The sequence below is a fragment of the Achromobacter denitrificans NBRC 15125 genome, from assembly GCF_001571365.1.
GTDB classification, from domain to species: domain Bacteria; phylum Pseudomonadota; class Gammaproteobacteria; order Burkholderiales; family Burkholderiaceae_B; genus Achromobacter; species Achromobacter denitrificans.
In genome coordinates, this window is the sequence record NZ_BCTQ01000001.1 from 208,406 (window position 1) to 223,340 (window position 14,935).

Consider the following 14,935-nt stretch of genomic DNA (forward strand, 5'->3'; position numbering starts at 1 on the left):
GGCCGTTTTCATTCCTTTTTTGTCCGGATCGGCGCGGCCGGCGGCGCCACGAGCGCCTATTCTGGCCTATTCCCGCCCCAGGAGCCCGCCATGCTCGCCTTGCGTCCCACCTGCGAACACTGCGACGCCGCGCTGCCGCCGGCATCGGCCCAGGCCAGGATATGCAGTTTCGAATGCACGTTCTGCGCCGATTGCGCGGAGGGGCTGCTGGGCAACGTCTGCCCCAATTGCGGCGGCGGCTTCGCGCCGCGCCCGGTGCGGCCGGCCAGCGACCGCAAGGGCGGCAACTTCCTGGGCCGGTATCCCGCCAGCGCGGAGCGCAAGCATCGCCCCGTCGACCTGACCGCCCACGCGGCCTTGCTCCGCAGTCTGGAAGGCATCCCGCCCGAAGCGCGCTAGGGCCTGTTCCCCCCAAAAGGAGCCTCGCGCAGGCCGGCAATCGGCCGCCAGGCCAGGCGTGGTCGCCACCGCGTGGCTTGGCCACGCAACTGGGCGCTACATCGCTTCGATGCGGGGGTAGAGATCGCGGTTTTCGCGCTGCATGCGCTCGTGGACCCGCCGCAGCACCACGTTGGCGTCGGCCCGGAAGCCGGCCTCGTCCCGTTCCAGGCTGCCCGCGTTGTTCCAGCGCCGGGCGAAGTCCTCGTAGCTGCGCGCGATCTCGTCCATTTCGTCCTGGAAGGCGCGGCCCGTGCTCGCCAGATCCGCGTCGGCGCAGCGCGCCAGCGCGGGATACAGGGCGCGGTCTTCGACGGCCAGGTGCAGCTTGATGATGGCGCTGATCGACACGATGCCGCGCGCGATCTGCGCGGCGTTGCGGGCCACGCCCGCGTGCGCCAGGCGGCGCAGCGAGGCGATGCCCTCCAGGATGTCCACGTGTTGCTGTTTGAATTTATCGATGTTCATGCCGGATTTCCTCTCCCGGGCGGCGGGGCCGATCGCCCCGCCCCGCCCGCTGCCTTCAGCCCGCCGCCCGCAGGCCGTGCGCGGGCTCGGTGGAGCCGCCGGCGTTCTCGAACAGGATGTTGTTCTCCAGGTGGATGTGCGCCATCAGGTCCTCCTTGAAGGTCCGGATGCCCAGATAGAGCGCGCGCCAGGTATTGCAGGCGGCGCGCGGCAGCGTCACGCCATTGGTCAGCGCCAGCAGGCGTTCCAGCGCCACGCCGTGGTCGTCGTGCTCCATGCGCATGACCCGGATGGGCATGGTCGCCATGGCGCCGTGCCCGCGGGCCAGCATCGGGAACAGCACCTGCTCTTCTTTCTGCATGTGGCTTTCCAGTTCCTGCTGCATGACGCGCAGGTGGTCGGCCAGCCCGGTCGGACAATCCGGGCTGTCGGCATGCACCTGCTCCACCTTCAGCGCCAGGCGGATCAGTTCGGGCAGCTGCTGGCGGTGCACCTCGTGGTAGCGCTCCAGGATGTGGTCGATCAGTTCCGCCGGCGAGGCCAGGCCCCAGTCCGTTTCCTGGGCGGGGTTCTGCGCCAGCGCGGTCAGGCGCGCTTCGATCTGCGCCACGTCCAGCGAGCGCTCGGCGGCGGCCGCGGCCAGGCTTTTCTTGCCGCCACAGCAGAAGTCCAGCTCATACTCATGAAACACCTGGGTGGCGCCGGGAATGCTGCGGGCCAGTTGGCCCAGGGATTGCTCAACCATGCTCATCGTCTTCTCCATTGATCGTGACGGGTACCTGGATAAGAGCGAAAACCGTGCCAGGAAAAAGTTGTGATTTATCAAACACCTGCAAATTAAAGGGTGAATATCACCCTTCGCTGGCTGGGTGATATTCACCTGGCAAGGGTAAAATTCACCCCATGCAAAACCTCCTGCTCGCCGATCTGGTCGTCGACCTGCCCCCCGCCGTCCGCCTGCAGCGGCTGGTCTCCAGCCTGCGCACGCATTTCCGTTGCGGCGCCGTGGCGCTGCTGCAGCTGGAGGAAGACCACCTGCGCCCCATCGCGGTGGACGGCCTGACGCAGGATGCGCTCGGCCGCCGCTTCGCGGTGCAGCAGCATCCCCGGCTGGCGGCCATCCTGGCGCGGCGCGGCGTCACCTGCTTCCATCACGACAGCACCCTGCCGGACCCCTACGACGGGCTGATCAACGGCATGGCGGGCGAACCCCTGCCGGTGCACGACTGCATGGGCACCAGCCTGCACATCGAAGGGCGGCCCTGGGGCGTGCTGACGCTGGACGCGCTGGAAGTCGGCACATTCGACGGCGACGCCCAATCCGACCTGCGCGACTACATCGTCCTGCTGGAAGCCGCGCTGCGGACGACGCGGCTGGAGGCCGAGATCCGCGCGCTGCGCGTGGCGCGCGGGGCCGAGCCGGCGGACAGCGCCGCGCCCGACAGCAACGAGATCCTGGGGCAAAGCGAATCCATCGGGCGGCTGCTGCACGAGATCGAGGTGGTGGCGGATTCGGAGCTGCCCATCCTGCTGCTGGGCGAGACCGGCGTGGGCAAGGAGCTGTTCGCGCATCGCGTGCACCGCCTGTCGCGCCGCCGCGACAAACCGCTGGTCCACGTGAACTGCGCCGCGTTGCCCGAATCCCTGGCCGAAAGCGAATTGTTCGGCCATGCCAAGGGCGCGTTCTCGGGCGCGGTCACCGACCGCCCCGGGCGCTTCGAAGCCGCCAACGGCGGCACCCTGTTCCTGGACGAAGTGGGCGAACTGCCGCTCCTGGTGCAGGCCAAGCTGCTGCGCACCCTGCAGAACGGCGAAATCCAGCGGCTGGGCGACGACCGCCCGCGCCGGGTCGACGTGCGCATCGTGGCCGCCACCAACCGCAGCCTGCGCGACCTGGTGCGCGCGGGCGACTTCCGCGCCGACCTCTATCACCGCCTGTCCGTCTATCCGATCCCGATCCCGCCGCTGCGCGACCGCGGCAACGACGTGCTGCTGCTGGCCGGCCGCTACCTGGAGCTGAACCGGGCCCGCCTGGGATTGCGCAGCCTGAGGCTGTCGCCGGAAGCCGAGGAAATGATGCGCCGCTACCGCTGGCCCGGCAACGTGCGCGAACTTGAACACGTCATCAGCCGAGCCGCCATCAAGGCCGTCAGCCATGGCGCCAGCCGCAACGAGATCGTGACGCTGGGCGCCAAGCTGCTGGATTTGTCCGACGGCGACATGCCGTCCGCCCCGCTCGAAGACGAGGATGCCGGCGCGGACGCCGCGAGCGCGACGCCGTCGCTGCGCGCGGCCGTCGACGCCTGCCAGCGCCAGGCGATCCGCCGCGCCCTGGACGCCAACCAGGGCAACTGGGCCAATGCGGCGCGAGCGCTGGAAGTCGATCCCAGCAACCTGCACAAGCTCGCCCGGCGCATCGGCCTGAAGGGATGAGCGGCGCCGCTACTCGATCTTGATTCCCGTATCCCGTATCAGTTTCCCCCAGCGCTGCGATTCCGCCTGCACGCGCTCCTGGAATTCCTCGGGGGAACTGGACACGATGTTGAAGCCGCCCTGCTCCATGCTGTTCTTGACCTGCGGCGTCGCCAGGGTGTCGCGCAGCGCCTGCTGCACGCGCTCTCGCACCGCCGGCGGCAGGCCGGCGGGCGCCAGCATGCCCACCCAGGAATAGGCCTCGAAGCCGGGCACGAGCGCGGCGATGGGCGGCACGTCCGGCAGCGCCGGCGAGGGCTGGGCGGTGCCGATGGCCAGGGCGTTCAGCCGCCCGCCCTGCACGAAGCCGACGATCGTGGGCAGGCTGGCGATCACGACGTCCACCTCGCCGCCCAGCACCGCATTGAACATCGGCCCGCCGCCGCGGTAAGGCACGTGCGTCACCTTGATGTCCGTGCGCGCGGCCAGCGCCGCCAGGTTGAGGTGGTTCGAGCCTCCCACTCCGGACGAGCCGTAATTCACCTGGCCAGGATGCGCCCGCGCATAGTCGAGGAACTGCTGCAGCGTGGTGATGCCGGTCTTCTTGGCTGTGAGCAGCACGGCGGGCATGGTGCCGATCAGGCTGATGTAGTCGAACGACTTGATGGTGTCGTATTGCAGGTTCTTGTAGAGCGAGCCGTTGACCGCGTGCGAGTCGAAGGCCAGCATCAGGGTGTAGCCGTCGGCCGGCGCGCGCGCCAGCTCCGCCGTGCCGATGGTGCCGGACGCGCCGCCCTTGTTGTCCACCACCACGGTCTGCCCCAGTTTCTGCGACAGCACCGGCGCGATGTTGCGCGCCACGTAGTCGACCGAGCCGCCCGGCGGAAACGGCACGATCAACCGCAACGGCCTATCCGGATACCCTTGCCCCCATGCCGCCCCGGCGGCGGCGAAAAGCGCCCCCGCCGCGATGACGGACCGCCATCGTTGCTTCATCATGCCCAGTCTCCTTTGGTGGTGTGCGGGCCGCTATGCTGCGGCCCTTATCGGTTCACATCGACGACGATGCGGCCTCGTATCCTGCCCTCCAGCAACGGCGCCGCGGCCGCTTCGATCTCCGACAAGCCCAGTTCGCGGGTGTTGCCGTCCAGCATGCCTCGCGGCAGTTCCCGGGCCAGTCTGTTCCACGCCTCGGCGCGCAGCGCCATTGGCGCGTAGACGCTATCCACCCCGACCAGCGTCACGCCGCGCAGGATGAAAGGCGCCACTGTCGCCGGCAGGTCCATGCCCTGGGCCAGTCCGCAAGCCGCCACCGGGGCGCCGTAGCGCATGCCGGCCAGTACATTGGCCAGCGTGTGGCTGCCGACGCAATCCACCGCCGCCGCCCACGCCTCCTTCTGCAGAGGCTTGCCCGGCGCCGAGAGCGCGACGCGATCCAGGATGCCGCTGGCGCCCAGGCTGCGCAGATAGTCCGCTTCCTGCGGCCGTCCGGTGCTGGCCGTTACCGTATAGCCCTTGCCCGCCAGCAACGCGATGGCGACGGTGCCCACCCCTCCATTGGCGCCCGTGACGAGCACCGGGCCGCCGTCGGGCGTGGCGTTGTGGCGTTCGAGCGCCATTACGCAGAGCATCGCCGTATAGCCCGCCGTGCCGATGGCCATGGCCTGCCGCGCATCCATGCCCTCGGGCAGGGGCAGCAGCCAGTCGGCGGGCACTCGCGCGGCCTGCGCCAGGCCGCCCCAACGCGTTTCGCCCAGGCCCCAGCCATTGAGCAGCACCGCGTCGCCCGGCTTGAAGCGCGGGTCGGCGCTGCGCCGCACCCGGCCCGCGAAATCGATGCCCGGCACCATGGGAAAGCTGCGCACGACGGGCGACCGGCCGGTGATCGCCAGCGCGTCCTTGTAGTTGAGCGACGAGTACGCCACGTCCACCAGCACCTCGCCCTCCGGCAACTCCTCCTCGGCGATGCGTTCCAACCTGACCAGCGTCGCGCCCCCTTCGCCCTTCGCCAACTTCAATGCCCGATACGGCATGCCTGTCTCCCTCTCGGTGGCGCCGGCGGCCGTTGCAGCCGACGGCGCCGAGGCATAGCGCGACGCCAAGCCGGCCGCGATGCGCTCGTTCATCATTTCGGTGGTGCCATCCGCGTAGCAGAGCGCCTTGGCCGCCAACAGCCGCCGCGCCATGCCCTGGGCCGGCAACAGCCCGCCCGCGCCCAGGACCTGCACGCAGGCGGACACCGCGTCCAGGCATTCGTCGCCGGCGTACTTCTTGGCCATGGCCGCGGCGGGCACGGCCTCGTCGGACTCCGCGTCGATCAGGCCGGCCGCCCGGTCGGTCAGCATCCGCAGGACCTGCAGCCGCAACGCCACGTCCGCCAGCGACCAGCGCAGCCCCTGCTGCTCGATGATGGGACGGCCGAAGGCCTGCCGGGAGGAGGCGTGGCGCACCGCCGCCCGCAGCGCGCTGTCCAGCAGCCCCGTGGCCATCGCCGCGATATGCGTGCGCGCCTTGTTGACACCGGCCAGCGCCATGGAGAAACCCTGTCCGGGCGCATAGAGGACATCACTGTCTTCGGCCGGATATCCCGTCAAGCGGAAGCCGCCGATGCCTGCCGCGCCCAGCCCTTCCAGCGGCTCGCCCGCGACGCGCTCGCACTGCGGCGCGCGCAGGTCGACGATGAAGCAGGCGATGCCTGCGGACCCGCGGGCCGGCTCCGTTTGCGCGAACACCAGCGCCAGTTCGCCGCCAGCGGCGTTGGCCACCCAGGCCTTCTCGCCGTCCAGGATCCAGCCGCCCCCGTCGCGTCGCCGCGCACGCGTGGCGATGGCGGCGAAATCGCTGCCCGCGCGCGGCTCCGACATCGCGGTGCCGCCGATCAGGTCGCCGGCCAACAGCCCCGGCAGGTAGCGCTTGCGGGCCGCATCGCTGCCGTGCTCCGCAATGCGCAGCGCCACGTTGTGCTGGTTGATGAAGGCGAAGGCGAAAGCGAAATCCGTTGCCCCCAGGACTTCGGCCACCCTGGCTCGCATGCGGTAAGGCAGGCCCAGCCCGCCTTGCTCGACCGGGATCTCGATGCCCGCATGGCCCAGCCGGCACGCCTGGCGGATCAACCCGCCGGCCCAGGGCTGAGCGCCGCAGCCCGCCGCCGCGAGCGGCGCCACCTCGTCCCGCGCGAATGCCGCCACGCCGCGCAGCAGCGCGAGCGCCTCGTCGCTCAATCCCGCGTCGCGCTCGTCCAAGGCGGCATTCATCGCGCCGCTCCGGCAACTTCCACGCCGGTCCGTATGGCGCCCGCCTCCCGCAGCGCAGCCAGGCTGGCGTCGTCGTAGCCGGCCATGCCGCGCAATAGCGCCTCGGTATCCTGCCCCAGCGCCGGCGGATATCCCAGCACAGGCTGGCCGTCGAATTTGAAGGGGTTGCCCAGCATGCGCACCGACTCTCCGCCTTGCGGGCGGGCCACGGCCTCGACCATGCCGCGAGACGCCGCCAGGGGATGCGCCAAGGCTTCGTCCACGCCCAGCACCAGCGCGGCGGGCACGCGCTGCGCGTCGAAGATGTCCAGCCATTCCTGCGCAGTGCGCCGGCTGATGGCGCCCGCCAGGTCGCCGGTCAGGGCGTCCACGTTCGCCACCCGCGCCGCCGGTGTGGCGTAACGGGCGTCCGACGCCAGTTCCGGCCTCCCGATGGCCGAGCACAAGGCCTGCCAGAATGCGTCGCCGGTGGGCGCCAGCGCGATCCAGCGGCCATCCGAACTGCGGTAGATATCGCTGGGAGCGATCATCGCGTGGCGCGCCCCGCTCGCGCGCGGCGCGGGGCCGCCCTGCAGGTAGCCTTGCGCCTGCCACGTCAGCATGGCCACCTGCGCATCGAACAGGGACACCTGGACGCGCTCGCCCACGCCGCAAGCCTGCGCCTGCACCAGCCCCGCCGCCACGCCCAGGGCCAGGTAGAGCCCGCCCGCCAGGTCCGCCACCTGATAGCCCACGCGCACCGGCTTGCCGCCCGCCTCGCCCGTGATGCTCATCAAGCCCGACATGGCCTGCAGCATCAAGTCGAAGGCCGGCGCGCCCGCATAGGCGCCCCGGTCGTCCAGCCCGATCAGTTGGCCGACCACGATGCGCGGATTGATCGCCGCCAGCGTAGCGTGGTCCAGCCCCAGGCGGGCCGGCACATCCGAGGCGAACCCATAGATCACGGCATCGGCCTCGCGCACCAGGTCCTGGAAGGCCTGGCGGCCCAATGGATGTTTCAGGTCCAGCGCCACGCTGCGCTTGCCTCGGTTCACCGACAGAAAGAACGGCGAATCCAGCGCGTCGGATACCGGCGGCACCGAGCGCGCGTAATCGCCGCCCACCGGCTCCACCTTGATGACCTCGGCGCCCAGCTGGGCCAGCAGCTGGCCGGCAAACGGCCCGCCCAGCACCCAAGTCAGATCCAGTACGACCTTGCCCTGCAGCATGCCTGCGCCCCTCCAGTGAGTTAAATTCACAGCGTCTCGCGGCATGGCGTCCGTCGCCGCGATTCCCCGGTCTGCAACCATGGGGCGTATTCCAGCATGGGGCACGCGCAAGGGCCAGGCATCATTTCTCGCGACTGTTGTGAGGTAATTTCACAATGAAACCCAGACTGCCGCCGCTGACTTCCATCCGCGCCTTCGAATCCGCCGGCCGCCAGTTGAGCTTTACGCAGGCCGCCGACGAGCTGTCGGTCACGCATGGGGCGATCAGCCACCAGATCAAGGCGCTGGAAGACTGGCTGGGCGTAAAGCTGTTCCGGCGCCTGGGCAAGAAGATAGAGCTGACGGACCAGGGGCGGCTGTACCTGGACACCATCAGCCCCGCGCTCAACGCCATCGCCTCGGCTTCGCGCAGCCTGCGCTCGCGCGAGGTGCTGCGCGTCAACGCCTTGCCCACGTTCACCATGCGCTGGCTGTTCCCACGCCTGGCGCGATTCCGCGAGCAATACCCGGAGGTGGAGGTGGAGATTTCCACCGGGCTGGAGCCCTACCGCCGCCTCCCGTCGAACCTGGACGTGGTGATACGCCGCGAGGCCGAGCCGGTGCCGGGCCTCTACAAGCGCCGCGTGCTCAACGAGAGTTTCTTTCCGGTATGCGCCCCCGGCCTGCTGCAGCGGCTGCCGCTGGCGCGCATCACCGATCTGTCGCGCCACACTTTCCTGCACTGCCATGCGCGGCGCAGCGCGTGGAGCGACTGGCTCGCCAGCGTGCAGCACAGCCGGGTCGTGCCGGCCGAATCGCTGGAACTGGAGCACCTGTACTTCGCGCTGCAAGCCGCGCTGGACGGCCTGGGCATGACCATCGGCTATTCATCGCTGGTGGCCAGCGACATCGAGGACGGGCGGCTGGTCGCGCCGTTCGGGCCGCTCACCGTCCAGTCGCCCGGCTACTTCATCATCATCCGCGAAGAGCGGCGCCACGACCCGCTCTTGAAAACGTTCTGCGACTGGCTGATGGTGGAAGGCGAGCGCTTCAACAAGCATATGGAAACGCTGGTGCCGGGCGGCTGAGCCCGCCTCGGGCCGCCGGCATGGCGCAACGCGCCTTGCCGCCCGGGCGGCCCTGTTAGTATGGGCACGCCGCAAACCTACTCGCCGCCATGCTCAACACTGCCCTGCGCTATTTCCTGGAAGTCGTGGACTCCGGCTCGCTGACCGTCGCCGCGCAGAAGCTGCACGTGGCGCCCTCGGCGGTCAGCCGAATGGTGCGCAAGCTGGAAGAAGAACACCAGACCCTGCTGTTCGACCGCCACGCGCGCGGCATGGTGCTGACCGAAGCCGGCCAGCTGCTGAAGGCCTATGCGCGCCGCGCCTCGCTGGAGGCCGAACGCGCCCGCGCCGAAATCCGCGACCTGAGCGAGATCGGCCAGAAGCTCATCCGCATCTCGGCCAACCAGGCCTTCGGGCGCGAGCTGCTGCCGCGCGTGATCGGCGAAATGCGCGCGCTCGAACCGGCGCTGCGATTCGAGCTCAATATCCTGCAATCCTCGGAAATCAACCGGCGCGTGCGCGAAGGCGAGGACGATATCGGCATGAGCTACAACCTGTCTCCGCCGCAGGGGGTGCACGTGCAGTATGCGCGCCGCATGCCGGTCTTCGCCGTGATGGCGCCGGATCATCCCCTGGCCGGCAGCAAGACGCTCTCGATGCGGGACATCGGCCAGTATCCGGTGGCGCTGATGGGCCCCGGCAGCACCATACGCTTCATCATCGACCTGTGCTGCATGCACGAGAAGTTCGAACTCAACGTGGCGATGACCTGCAATAACCAGGGCGCGATCCAGACCAGTTGCCAGCAGTGGGGCGCGATCAGCTTTTCCGGCGACCTGACGGTCATGACCTCGACCGAGCGCGGCGAGCTGATCGCGATCCCCATGTCCAACGCCGATCTGCACCAGCGCAATATGCACATCCAGACGATGGCCGGCCGCCAGCTGCCGCCCAGCGTCACCCGCTTCGTCGAGGCGCTGACGGCGCACATCGACGCCGCCTACGCCGACCCGGCCTGGCTGGCGGTGGGGCCCGACGCCGCCCGCTAGGCAGGCGGCGGCGAGCCGTGCCGTCGGGCTACTCGCGCAGTTCGGCCGCCCAGTCGGGCTCGCGCCAGGCCGCCGCGTCGTCCAGCGGCCAGACGGGCCGGGGCAGGCCCTTGAACGAGATCTGCTTGAGGTTCGGCGTGGTCAGGCCCGGGCTGTCGACGTCGTGGATGCACTCGTTCGGGAAGAACTCGTCGAAGCCCGCCCGGTAATGGCCGCGGCTTTTGACGATGACGTGCCCCGCCCGCGCGATGTCGATGCCGTGCATCTCCAGCATCGCGGGTTCGGCCAGTTGGCGGCGCAGGCTGCCCACCACGATCTTCATGCCCGAATCGACCAGCTCCAGCAGGCAGGTGTCGCCCATCGAGAACTTGCGCCCCTTCAGGATCCCGCGCCGGCCCATGCCTTCGCCGTCGGTCAGCTTCAGCACCCGCGCCCGCGCCGCGTAGCGCCGCGAGTACTCGGTTTCGACCCGGTTGAACACCGCCTCGAATTCCGCGCCCGCGCCCAGCGCCGTCGCCTGCTCCACCAGCTGCGGGTCGACGAACACGCCCAGCACCACGCCCGGGATGCGCGCCTCGTCGAAGGCCTTGAGCAACCAGGTGGTGTTGCCCCGCCCGCCGCCGCCCGGATTGTCGGCCACGTCGGCGAACAGCAGCGGCCGGGACGCGTCGCGCGCCAGTTCGACCGCGCGCGCCACCTCGACGGTGTTGGCCACATAGCGGCCGCGATCGGCCCAGCCCGCGCGCGCCACCTGCAAGGCCTTGCTGCGCGCCGCCTGCAGGTCGCCGCGGGCGGTGACCGTGATGGTCACGCCGCATTTCGGCAGGTCGGAGAATACGAAGCCCGCGCACACCGCCACGTTGGCGATCGGCCCTTCTTCCGGCTTCTGCGTCAGCGAGGCGCCCAGCGCCACCAGATCGGCGTAGGGCCCGCTGGCCGTCGACAGCGTGACGGACGGCGGCGTCAGCGGCAGGCGCACGTAAGCGGTGACCATGCGGGTTCCGCCCAGGATCTCGTGGATCATGTCCGCGGCTTCCGCCGCCCGCTCCCGCTGATCCACGTGCGGGTTGGTGCGATAGGCGATCAGGCCGTCCAGCGCCGCCACGGTCTCGGCCGAGACGTTGCAGTGCAGGTCGTGCGTGGCCACGACGGGAACGTCGGGGCCGACGATCTCTCGCAGCAGGCGCATCAGCACGCCCTCGGTATCGTTCTCGCCCACCGCGGACGAGGCGCCATGGTTGGCCACGTACACTGCGTCCACGGGCAGGGCCGCCCGCAGGCGCCGCTCCACCTCGGCCAGGAAGGTGGCCCACACGCTGGCGCCGGCCGGGCCGCCCGGCGGCGCGCCGATCACGATCAGCGGCGCCGGGGTCCAGTCGCCGAGCTGGTTCATGCGGTCATAGAACCCCGCCACCTCGCTGGGCAGGCGGCTGGGCCCCCGCACCAACTCGCTGATCGCATCGCCCTCCTCCCAGCACTGCGCCAGGAAGTCGGCTTCGACCGAGGGCGGGCAAAACGCGTTGGATTCCAGGTGGAAGCCCAGAATGGCTACTTTCGGAGCCTTGCTGCTCATACGGACATCCTCGGTCAGGCTTTGTGCAGGGTGTAGAACAGCGACATCTGCGGCTGGAAATCCTTCCAGTTGCTGCGCAGCGCGCTGACCGGGTAGCTGGCGCCCAGCGGAATGTAGGGCACGTCCTCGAATACCTGCAACTGGATCTCGCGGCAGATCTTCTTCTGGGCGTCCAGGTCGGCCGCGTTGAACCAGTCCAGCCGCAATTGTTCGAGGCGTTCGCTGGTGGGCCAGCCGAACCAGGCCTGCTTGCCGTTGCCCCGCAGCGCCAGGTGGCCGGCCGGGTCCAGGTTGTTGGGGCCGGTGTTGCCGGTGAACGCCACGCTCCAGCCGCCCGCGGTGGGCGCTTCCTGGTTGTTGCGGCGCTGCACGGCGGTGCCCCAGTCCATGGTCTGCACGTCCACCTTGAAACCGAGGCGCTTGAACAGGTCGGCGGTGACCAGGGCCGCGGCGTGCCAGGTCGGGAAATCCACCGGATCCAGCAGCACCACGGTCTCGCCGTTGTAGCCGGCCGCCTTGATCGCGGCGCGGGCCGCGTCGATATCCCGCTTGCCGGTGAGCGTTTCCATGCCGGCGTCGCTGTCCATGGGCGAGCCCGGGACGAACACGCCGCAACGGTCGCTCCAGTATTCGGGAAAGTCGGCGCCGTTCATCGCCGTCATGTACTCGGTCTGGTTGACCGCGCTCAGCACCGCGCGGCGGATCGCCGGGTTGTTGAACGGGGCATGCAGGTGGTTGAAACGCATCACGCCGATGGTGGGCAGGCTGCGCTTGACCAGGCGGATGTTGGGGTCCTGGCTCAGGATGGGCAGGAAGTCGCTGTCCACCATTTCCACGCCGTCGACCTCATTGGCCTGCAGGGCCGCGATCGCGGTCGCGCGGTCCGGGATGATGTGCCAGTGCACTTCGTCCACGTGCGCCAGCTTGGGGCCGGCCGTGAACACGGGCTTCTTCTCGTCCTTGCGCGGCACGTAGCCGGCGAACTTCTCGTACACCACGCGCGAGCCGGAGACCCATTTGCCGGAGGCGAAGGTGAAGGGGCCGCTGCCGACCATTTCCTTGACGGCCTCGGTCTCCGGCAGCTTCGCCAGGCGCTCGGGCATGATGCAGGCCATGTTGCCCGACTGCCGGCCCAGCGCGTGCAGGATCAGCGGAAAGGGCTTCTTGAGCTGGAACTGGATGGTCTTGTCGTCCGTCGCGGTCAGCGATTCGGTCGCCTGCATCAGCGAACGGCCCATCAGGTCCTTCTTGGCCCAGCGCTGGATGCTGGCGACCGCGTCCTGCGCGCGCACCGGCGCGCCGTCGTGGAAGGCCAGGCCGTCGCGAAGCGTGATTTTCCACAGCAGGCCGTCGTTCTCGCTGACGTGGCCGGCGGCCATCTGGGGGCTGGGCTGGTACTGCTCGTCCAGGCCGTAGAGCGTGTCGAACACCAACTGGGCGTGCACCTGGGTCATGGCCACCGTGGTGAACATCGGGTCCAGCAAGGTCAGGTCCGCCTGGGGAACCCAGCGGAACGACGTCTTCGCGGGCGCGGCCCAGGACAGGCCGGGCAAGGCCCAGGCGGCCGCCGAAGCGGACGAAGCCAACAGGAAATTCCTACGATCCATTTTTCATCTCCGGGATAAAAAGGAAAAAATCAGTACGCGCCGCCGATGCGGTGCCGCGCCACGAAATGCCCCTCGCCTACCTGCACCAGCGGCTGCACGACGGGTTCGTCGCCCACCGCCCGCGCCGGGCTGGGAAGTTCGCTGAGTTCCAGCGGGCCGCGGCGCCGCGCCGCGGGATCCGCGATGGGCACGGCCTGCATCAGCTTCTTGGTATAGGCATGCTGCGGGTTCTCGAAAATCGCCTGGCGCGGGCCGATTTCGACGATCTGGCCCAGGTACATCACCGCCACCCGGTGGCTGATGCGCTCCACCACCGCCATATCGTGCGAAATGAACAGGTAGCTCACGCCCAGGTCGCGCTGCAGGTCGATCAGCAGGTTCACGATCTGCGCCTGGATCGATACGTCCAGCGCGGAGACGGACTCGTCGGCGATCAGCACCTTGGGGTCCACCGACAGCGCCCGCGCGATGCAGATGCGTTGCCGCTGGCCGCCCGAGAACTCGTGCGGCCAGCGCCGCATCATGGAAGGATCCAGCCCCACGCGCTCGAACAGTTCGGCCGCGCGCCGGTCGGCCTGCTCGCCGCTGTGCAGCCGGTGGATCAGCATCGGCTCCTTCACGCAATCGCCCACCCGCATGCGCGGGTTCAACGACGCGAAGGGGTCCTGGAACACGAACTGCATGTTCCGGCGCAAGGCCAGCAGCGAGGCGGGATCGTCCTGGCTCACGGGCTTGCCCTGGAACGCGATGGTGCCCCGGGTGGTCTTGGCCAGCCGCAGCAGCGAACGCCCCGTCGAGGTCTTGCCGCAGCCAGACTCGCCCACCAGCGACAGGGTCTCGCCCGCGTGGAGGTCGAAGCTCACCTGCTCCACGGCGTGCACCCGCTTCTTGACGCGGGCAAACACGCCGCCGCGCACGTCGAAGCGCGTCACCAGGCCGCGCACGCTCAGCACCACCTCGTCCTTGGCGGCGACGGCGGGCGGCTTGGGCGGCCGCTCCGCCCCGCCGCCCGACAGCAGCGGAAAGCGCGCCGGCAGCGCGGTGCCGCGCATGGCGCCCAGCCGGGGCACGGCGGCCATCAAGGCCTGGGTGTAGGGATGTTGCGGCGCCTGGAACAGGCCCTGCACGTCGTTGTTCTCGACCACGTCGCCCTTGCGCATGACCATGACGCGGTCGGCCACCTCCGCCACCACGCCCATATCGTGCGTGATGAAAATGACGCCCATGTCCATCTCGTGCTGCAGTTCGCGGATCAGCTGCAGGATCTGCGCCTGGATGGTGACGTCCAGCGCCGTGGTGGGTTCGTCGGCGATGAGCAGCGCCGGCTTGCAGGACAGCGCCATGGCGATCATCACGCGCTGGCGCATGCCGCCCGAGAGTTCGTGCGGATAGCGCCCCATGATGGCGGCGGCGTCCGGGATGCGGACCTGGTCCAGGATGCGCCTGGCGGCGGCCTGCGCCGACTTCGCGTCGCCGGGCTGATGCAGCCGGATCGCCTCGACGATCTGGCTGCCCACCGTGAACACCGGATTGAGCGAGGTCATGGGCTCCTGGAAGATCATGCCCAGGTCGTTGCCGCGCATGGCGCGCATGCTGTCCTCGGAGGCCGCGACCAGGTCCACGGCCTCGCCCGGGCCCCGATGGAAGGTCATGCGCCCGCTCTCGATGCGGCCGCCGCCGAACTCCACCAGCCGCATGACGGCCAGCGAGGTCACCGATTTGCCCGAGCCGGATTCGCCCACGATGGCCAGCGTCTCGCCGCGGTCCACGTGCAGGCTGAGGGACTTGACCGCGCGAAACGCGTTGTCGCCGCGGCCGAAGGAGATCGACAGGTCTTCGACCTCCAGCACTCGACGGTTCTGTTTCATTGTCGTGTCCAT

The 14,935-nt window shown here is 69.4% G+C and carries 12 protein-coding genes and 1 pseudogene; 4 read left to right on the plus strand and 9 right to left on the minus strand.

The window, feature by feature from the left end; translation table 11 throughout:
- Positions 1–90: 90 nt before the first annotated feature.
- Entirely contained in the window at positions 91–399 is a 309-nt protein-coding gene (locus ADE01S_RS00930) for a DUF1272 domain-containing protein (protein ID WP_062679578.1), read from the plus strand.
- Positions 400–495: 96 nt separating this feature from the next.
- Here ADE01S_RS00930 and ADE01S_RS00935 read toward each other — a convergent pair whose 3' ends face one another.
- Positions 496–906 carry a hemerythrin domain-containing protein gene (locus tag ADE01S_RS00935; protein WP_062679579.1) on the minus strand — a complete coding sequence of 137 codons (411 nt, stop codon included), beginning with the start codon at positions 904–906 and terminating at the stop codon, positions 496–498.
- A 55-nt stretch (positions 907–961) separates the two neighbouring features.
- A complete protein-coding gene (gene ytfE, locus ADE01S_RS00940) occupies positions 962–1,657 on the minus strand; it encodes an iron-sulfur cluster repair protein YtfE (RefSeq protein WP_062679580.1) in 696 nt (231 codons plus the stop codon).
- Positions 1,658–1,809: 152 nt separating this feature from the next.
- On the opposite strand from ytfE, the gene norR reads away from it, so the two are divergent.
- Positions 1,810–3,339: a nitric oxide reductase transcriptional regulator NorR gene (gene norR / locus ADE01S_RS00945; protein WP_062679581.1), complete on the plus strand. Its 1,530-nt coding sequence runs from the start codon at positions 1,810–1,812 to the stop codon at positions 3,337–3,339.
- A gap of 9 nt (positions 3,340–3,348) precedes the next feature.
- Here norR and ADE01S_RS00950 read toward each other — a convergent pair whose 3' ends face one another.
- The 4 genes and pseudogenes from ADE01S_RS00950 to ADE01S_RS00960 form a co-directional block, all read right to left on the minus strand.
- A complete protein-coding gene (locus tag ADE01S_RS00950; RefSeq protein WP_062679582.1) occupies positions 3,349–4,317 on the minus strand; it encodes a tripartite tricarboxylate transporter substrate binding protein in 969 nt (322 codons plus the stop codon).
- A 44-nt stretch (positions 4,318–4,361) separates the two neighbouring features.
- Positions 4,362–5,351: an acrylyl-CoA reductase (NADPH) gene (gene acuI, locus ADE01S_RS32000; RefSeq protein ID WP_062679864.1), complete on the minus strand. Its 990-nt coding sequence runs from the start codon at positions 5,349–5,351 to the stop codon at positions 4,362–4,364.
- A 78-nt stretch (positions 5,352–5,429) separates the two neighbouring features.
- Positions 5,430–6,572 (minus strand): annotated as a pseudogene (locus ADE01S_RS32005) (acyl-CoA dehydrogenase family protein); the annotation flags it as partial.
- Positions 6,569–7,780 (minus strand): CaiB/BaiF CoA transferase family protein, encoded by a 1,212-nt coding sequence (locus tag ADE01S_RS00960; RefSeq protein ID WP_062679583.1) that lies wholly within the window; start codon positions 7,778–7,780, stop codon positions 6,569–6,571. The gene ADE01S_RS00960 and the pseudogene ADE01S_RS32005, both read right to left, overlap by 4 nt.
- A 155-nt stretch (positions 7,781–7,935) precedes the next feature.
- Between ADE01S_RS00960 and gcvA the strand changes: the two genes are divergently transcribed.
- Entirely contained in the window at positions 7,936–8,847 is a 912-nt protein-coding gene (gene gcvA, locus ADE01S_RS00965; protein WP_062679584.1) for a transcriptional regulator GcvA, read from the plus strand.
- 89 nt (positions 8,848–8,936) lie between these two features.
- Positions 8,937–9,875 carry a LysR family transcriptional regulator gene (locus ADE01S_RS00970; RefSeq protein ID WP_062679585.1) on the plus strand — a complete coding sequence of 313 codons (939 nt, stop codon included), beginning with the start codon at positions 8,937–8,939 and terminating at the stop codon, positions 9,873–9,875.
- Positions 9,876–9,903: 28 nt separating this feature from the next.
- On the opposite strand, the gene ADE01S_RS00975 is transcribed toward ADE01S_RS00970, so the two are convergent.
- From ADE01S_RS00975 to ADE01S_RS00985, 3 genes are read right to left on the minus strand one after another with little or no spacing between them, the layout of a single operon-like run.
- Positions 9,904–11,448 (minus strand): M81 family metallopeptidase, encoded by a 1,545-nt coding sequence (locus tag ADE01S_RS00975; protein ID WP_062679586.1) that lies wholly within the window; start codon positions 11,446–11,448, stop codon positions 9,904–9,906.
- A 14-nt stretch (positions 11,449–11,462) separates the two neighbouring features.
- A complete protein-coding gene (locus tag ADE01S_RS00980; protein WP_062679587.1) occupies positions 11,463–13,055 on the minus strand; it encodes an ABC transporter substrate-binding protein in 1,593 nt (530 codons plus the stop codon).
- 29 nt (positions 13,056–13,084) lie between these two features.
- Positions 13,085–14,935, minus strand: a complete 1,851-nt coding sequence (locus tag ADE01S_RS00985) for a dipeptide ABC transporter ATP-binding protein (protein WP_062679588.1) — start codon at positions 14,933–14,935, stop codon at positions 13,085–13,087.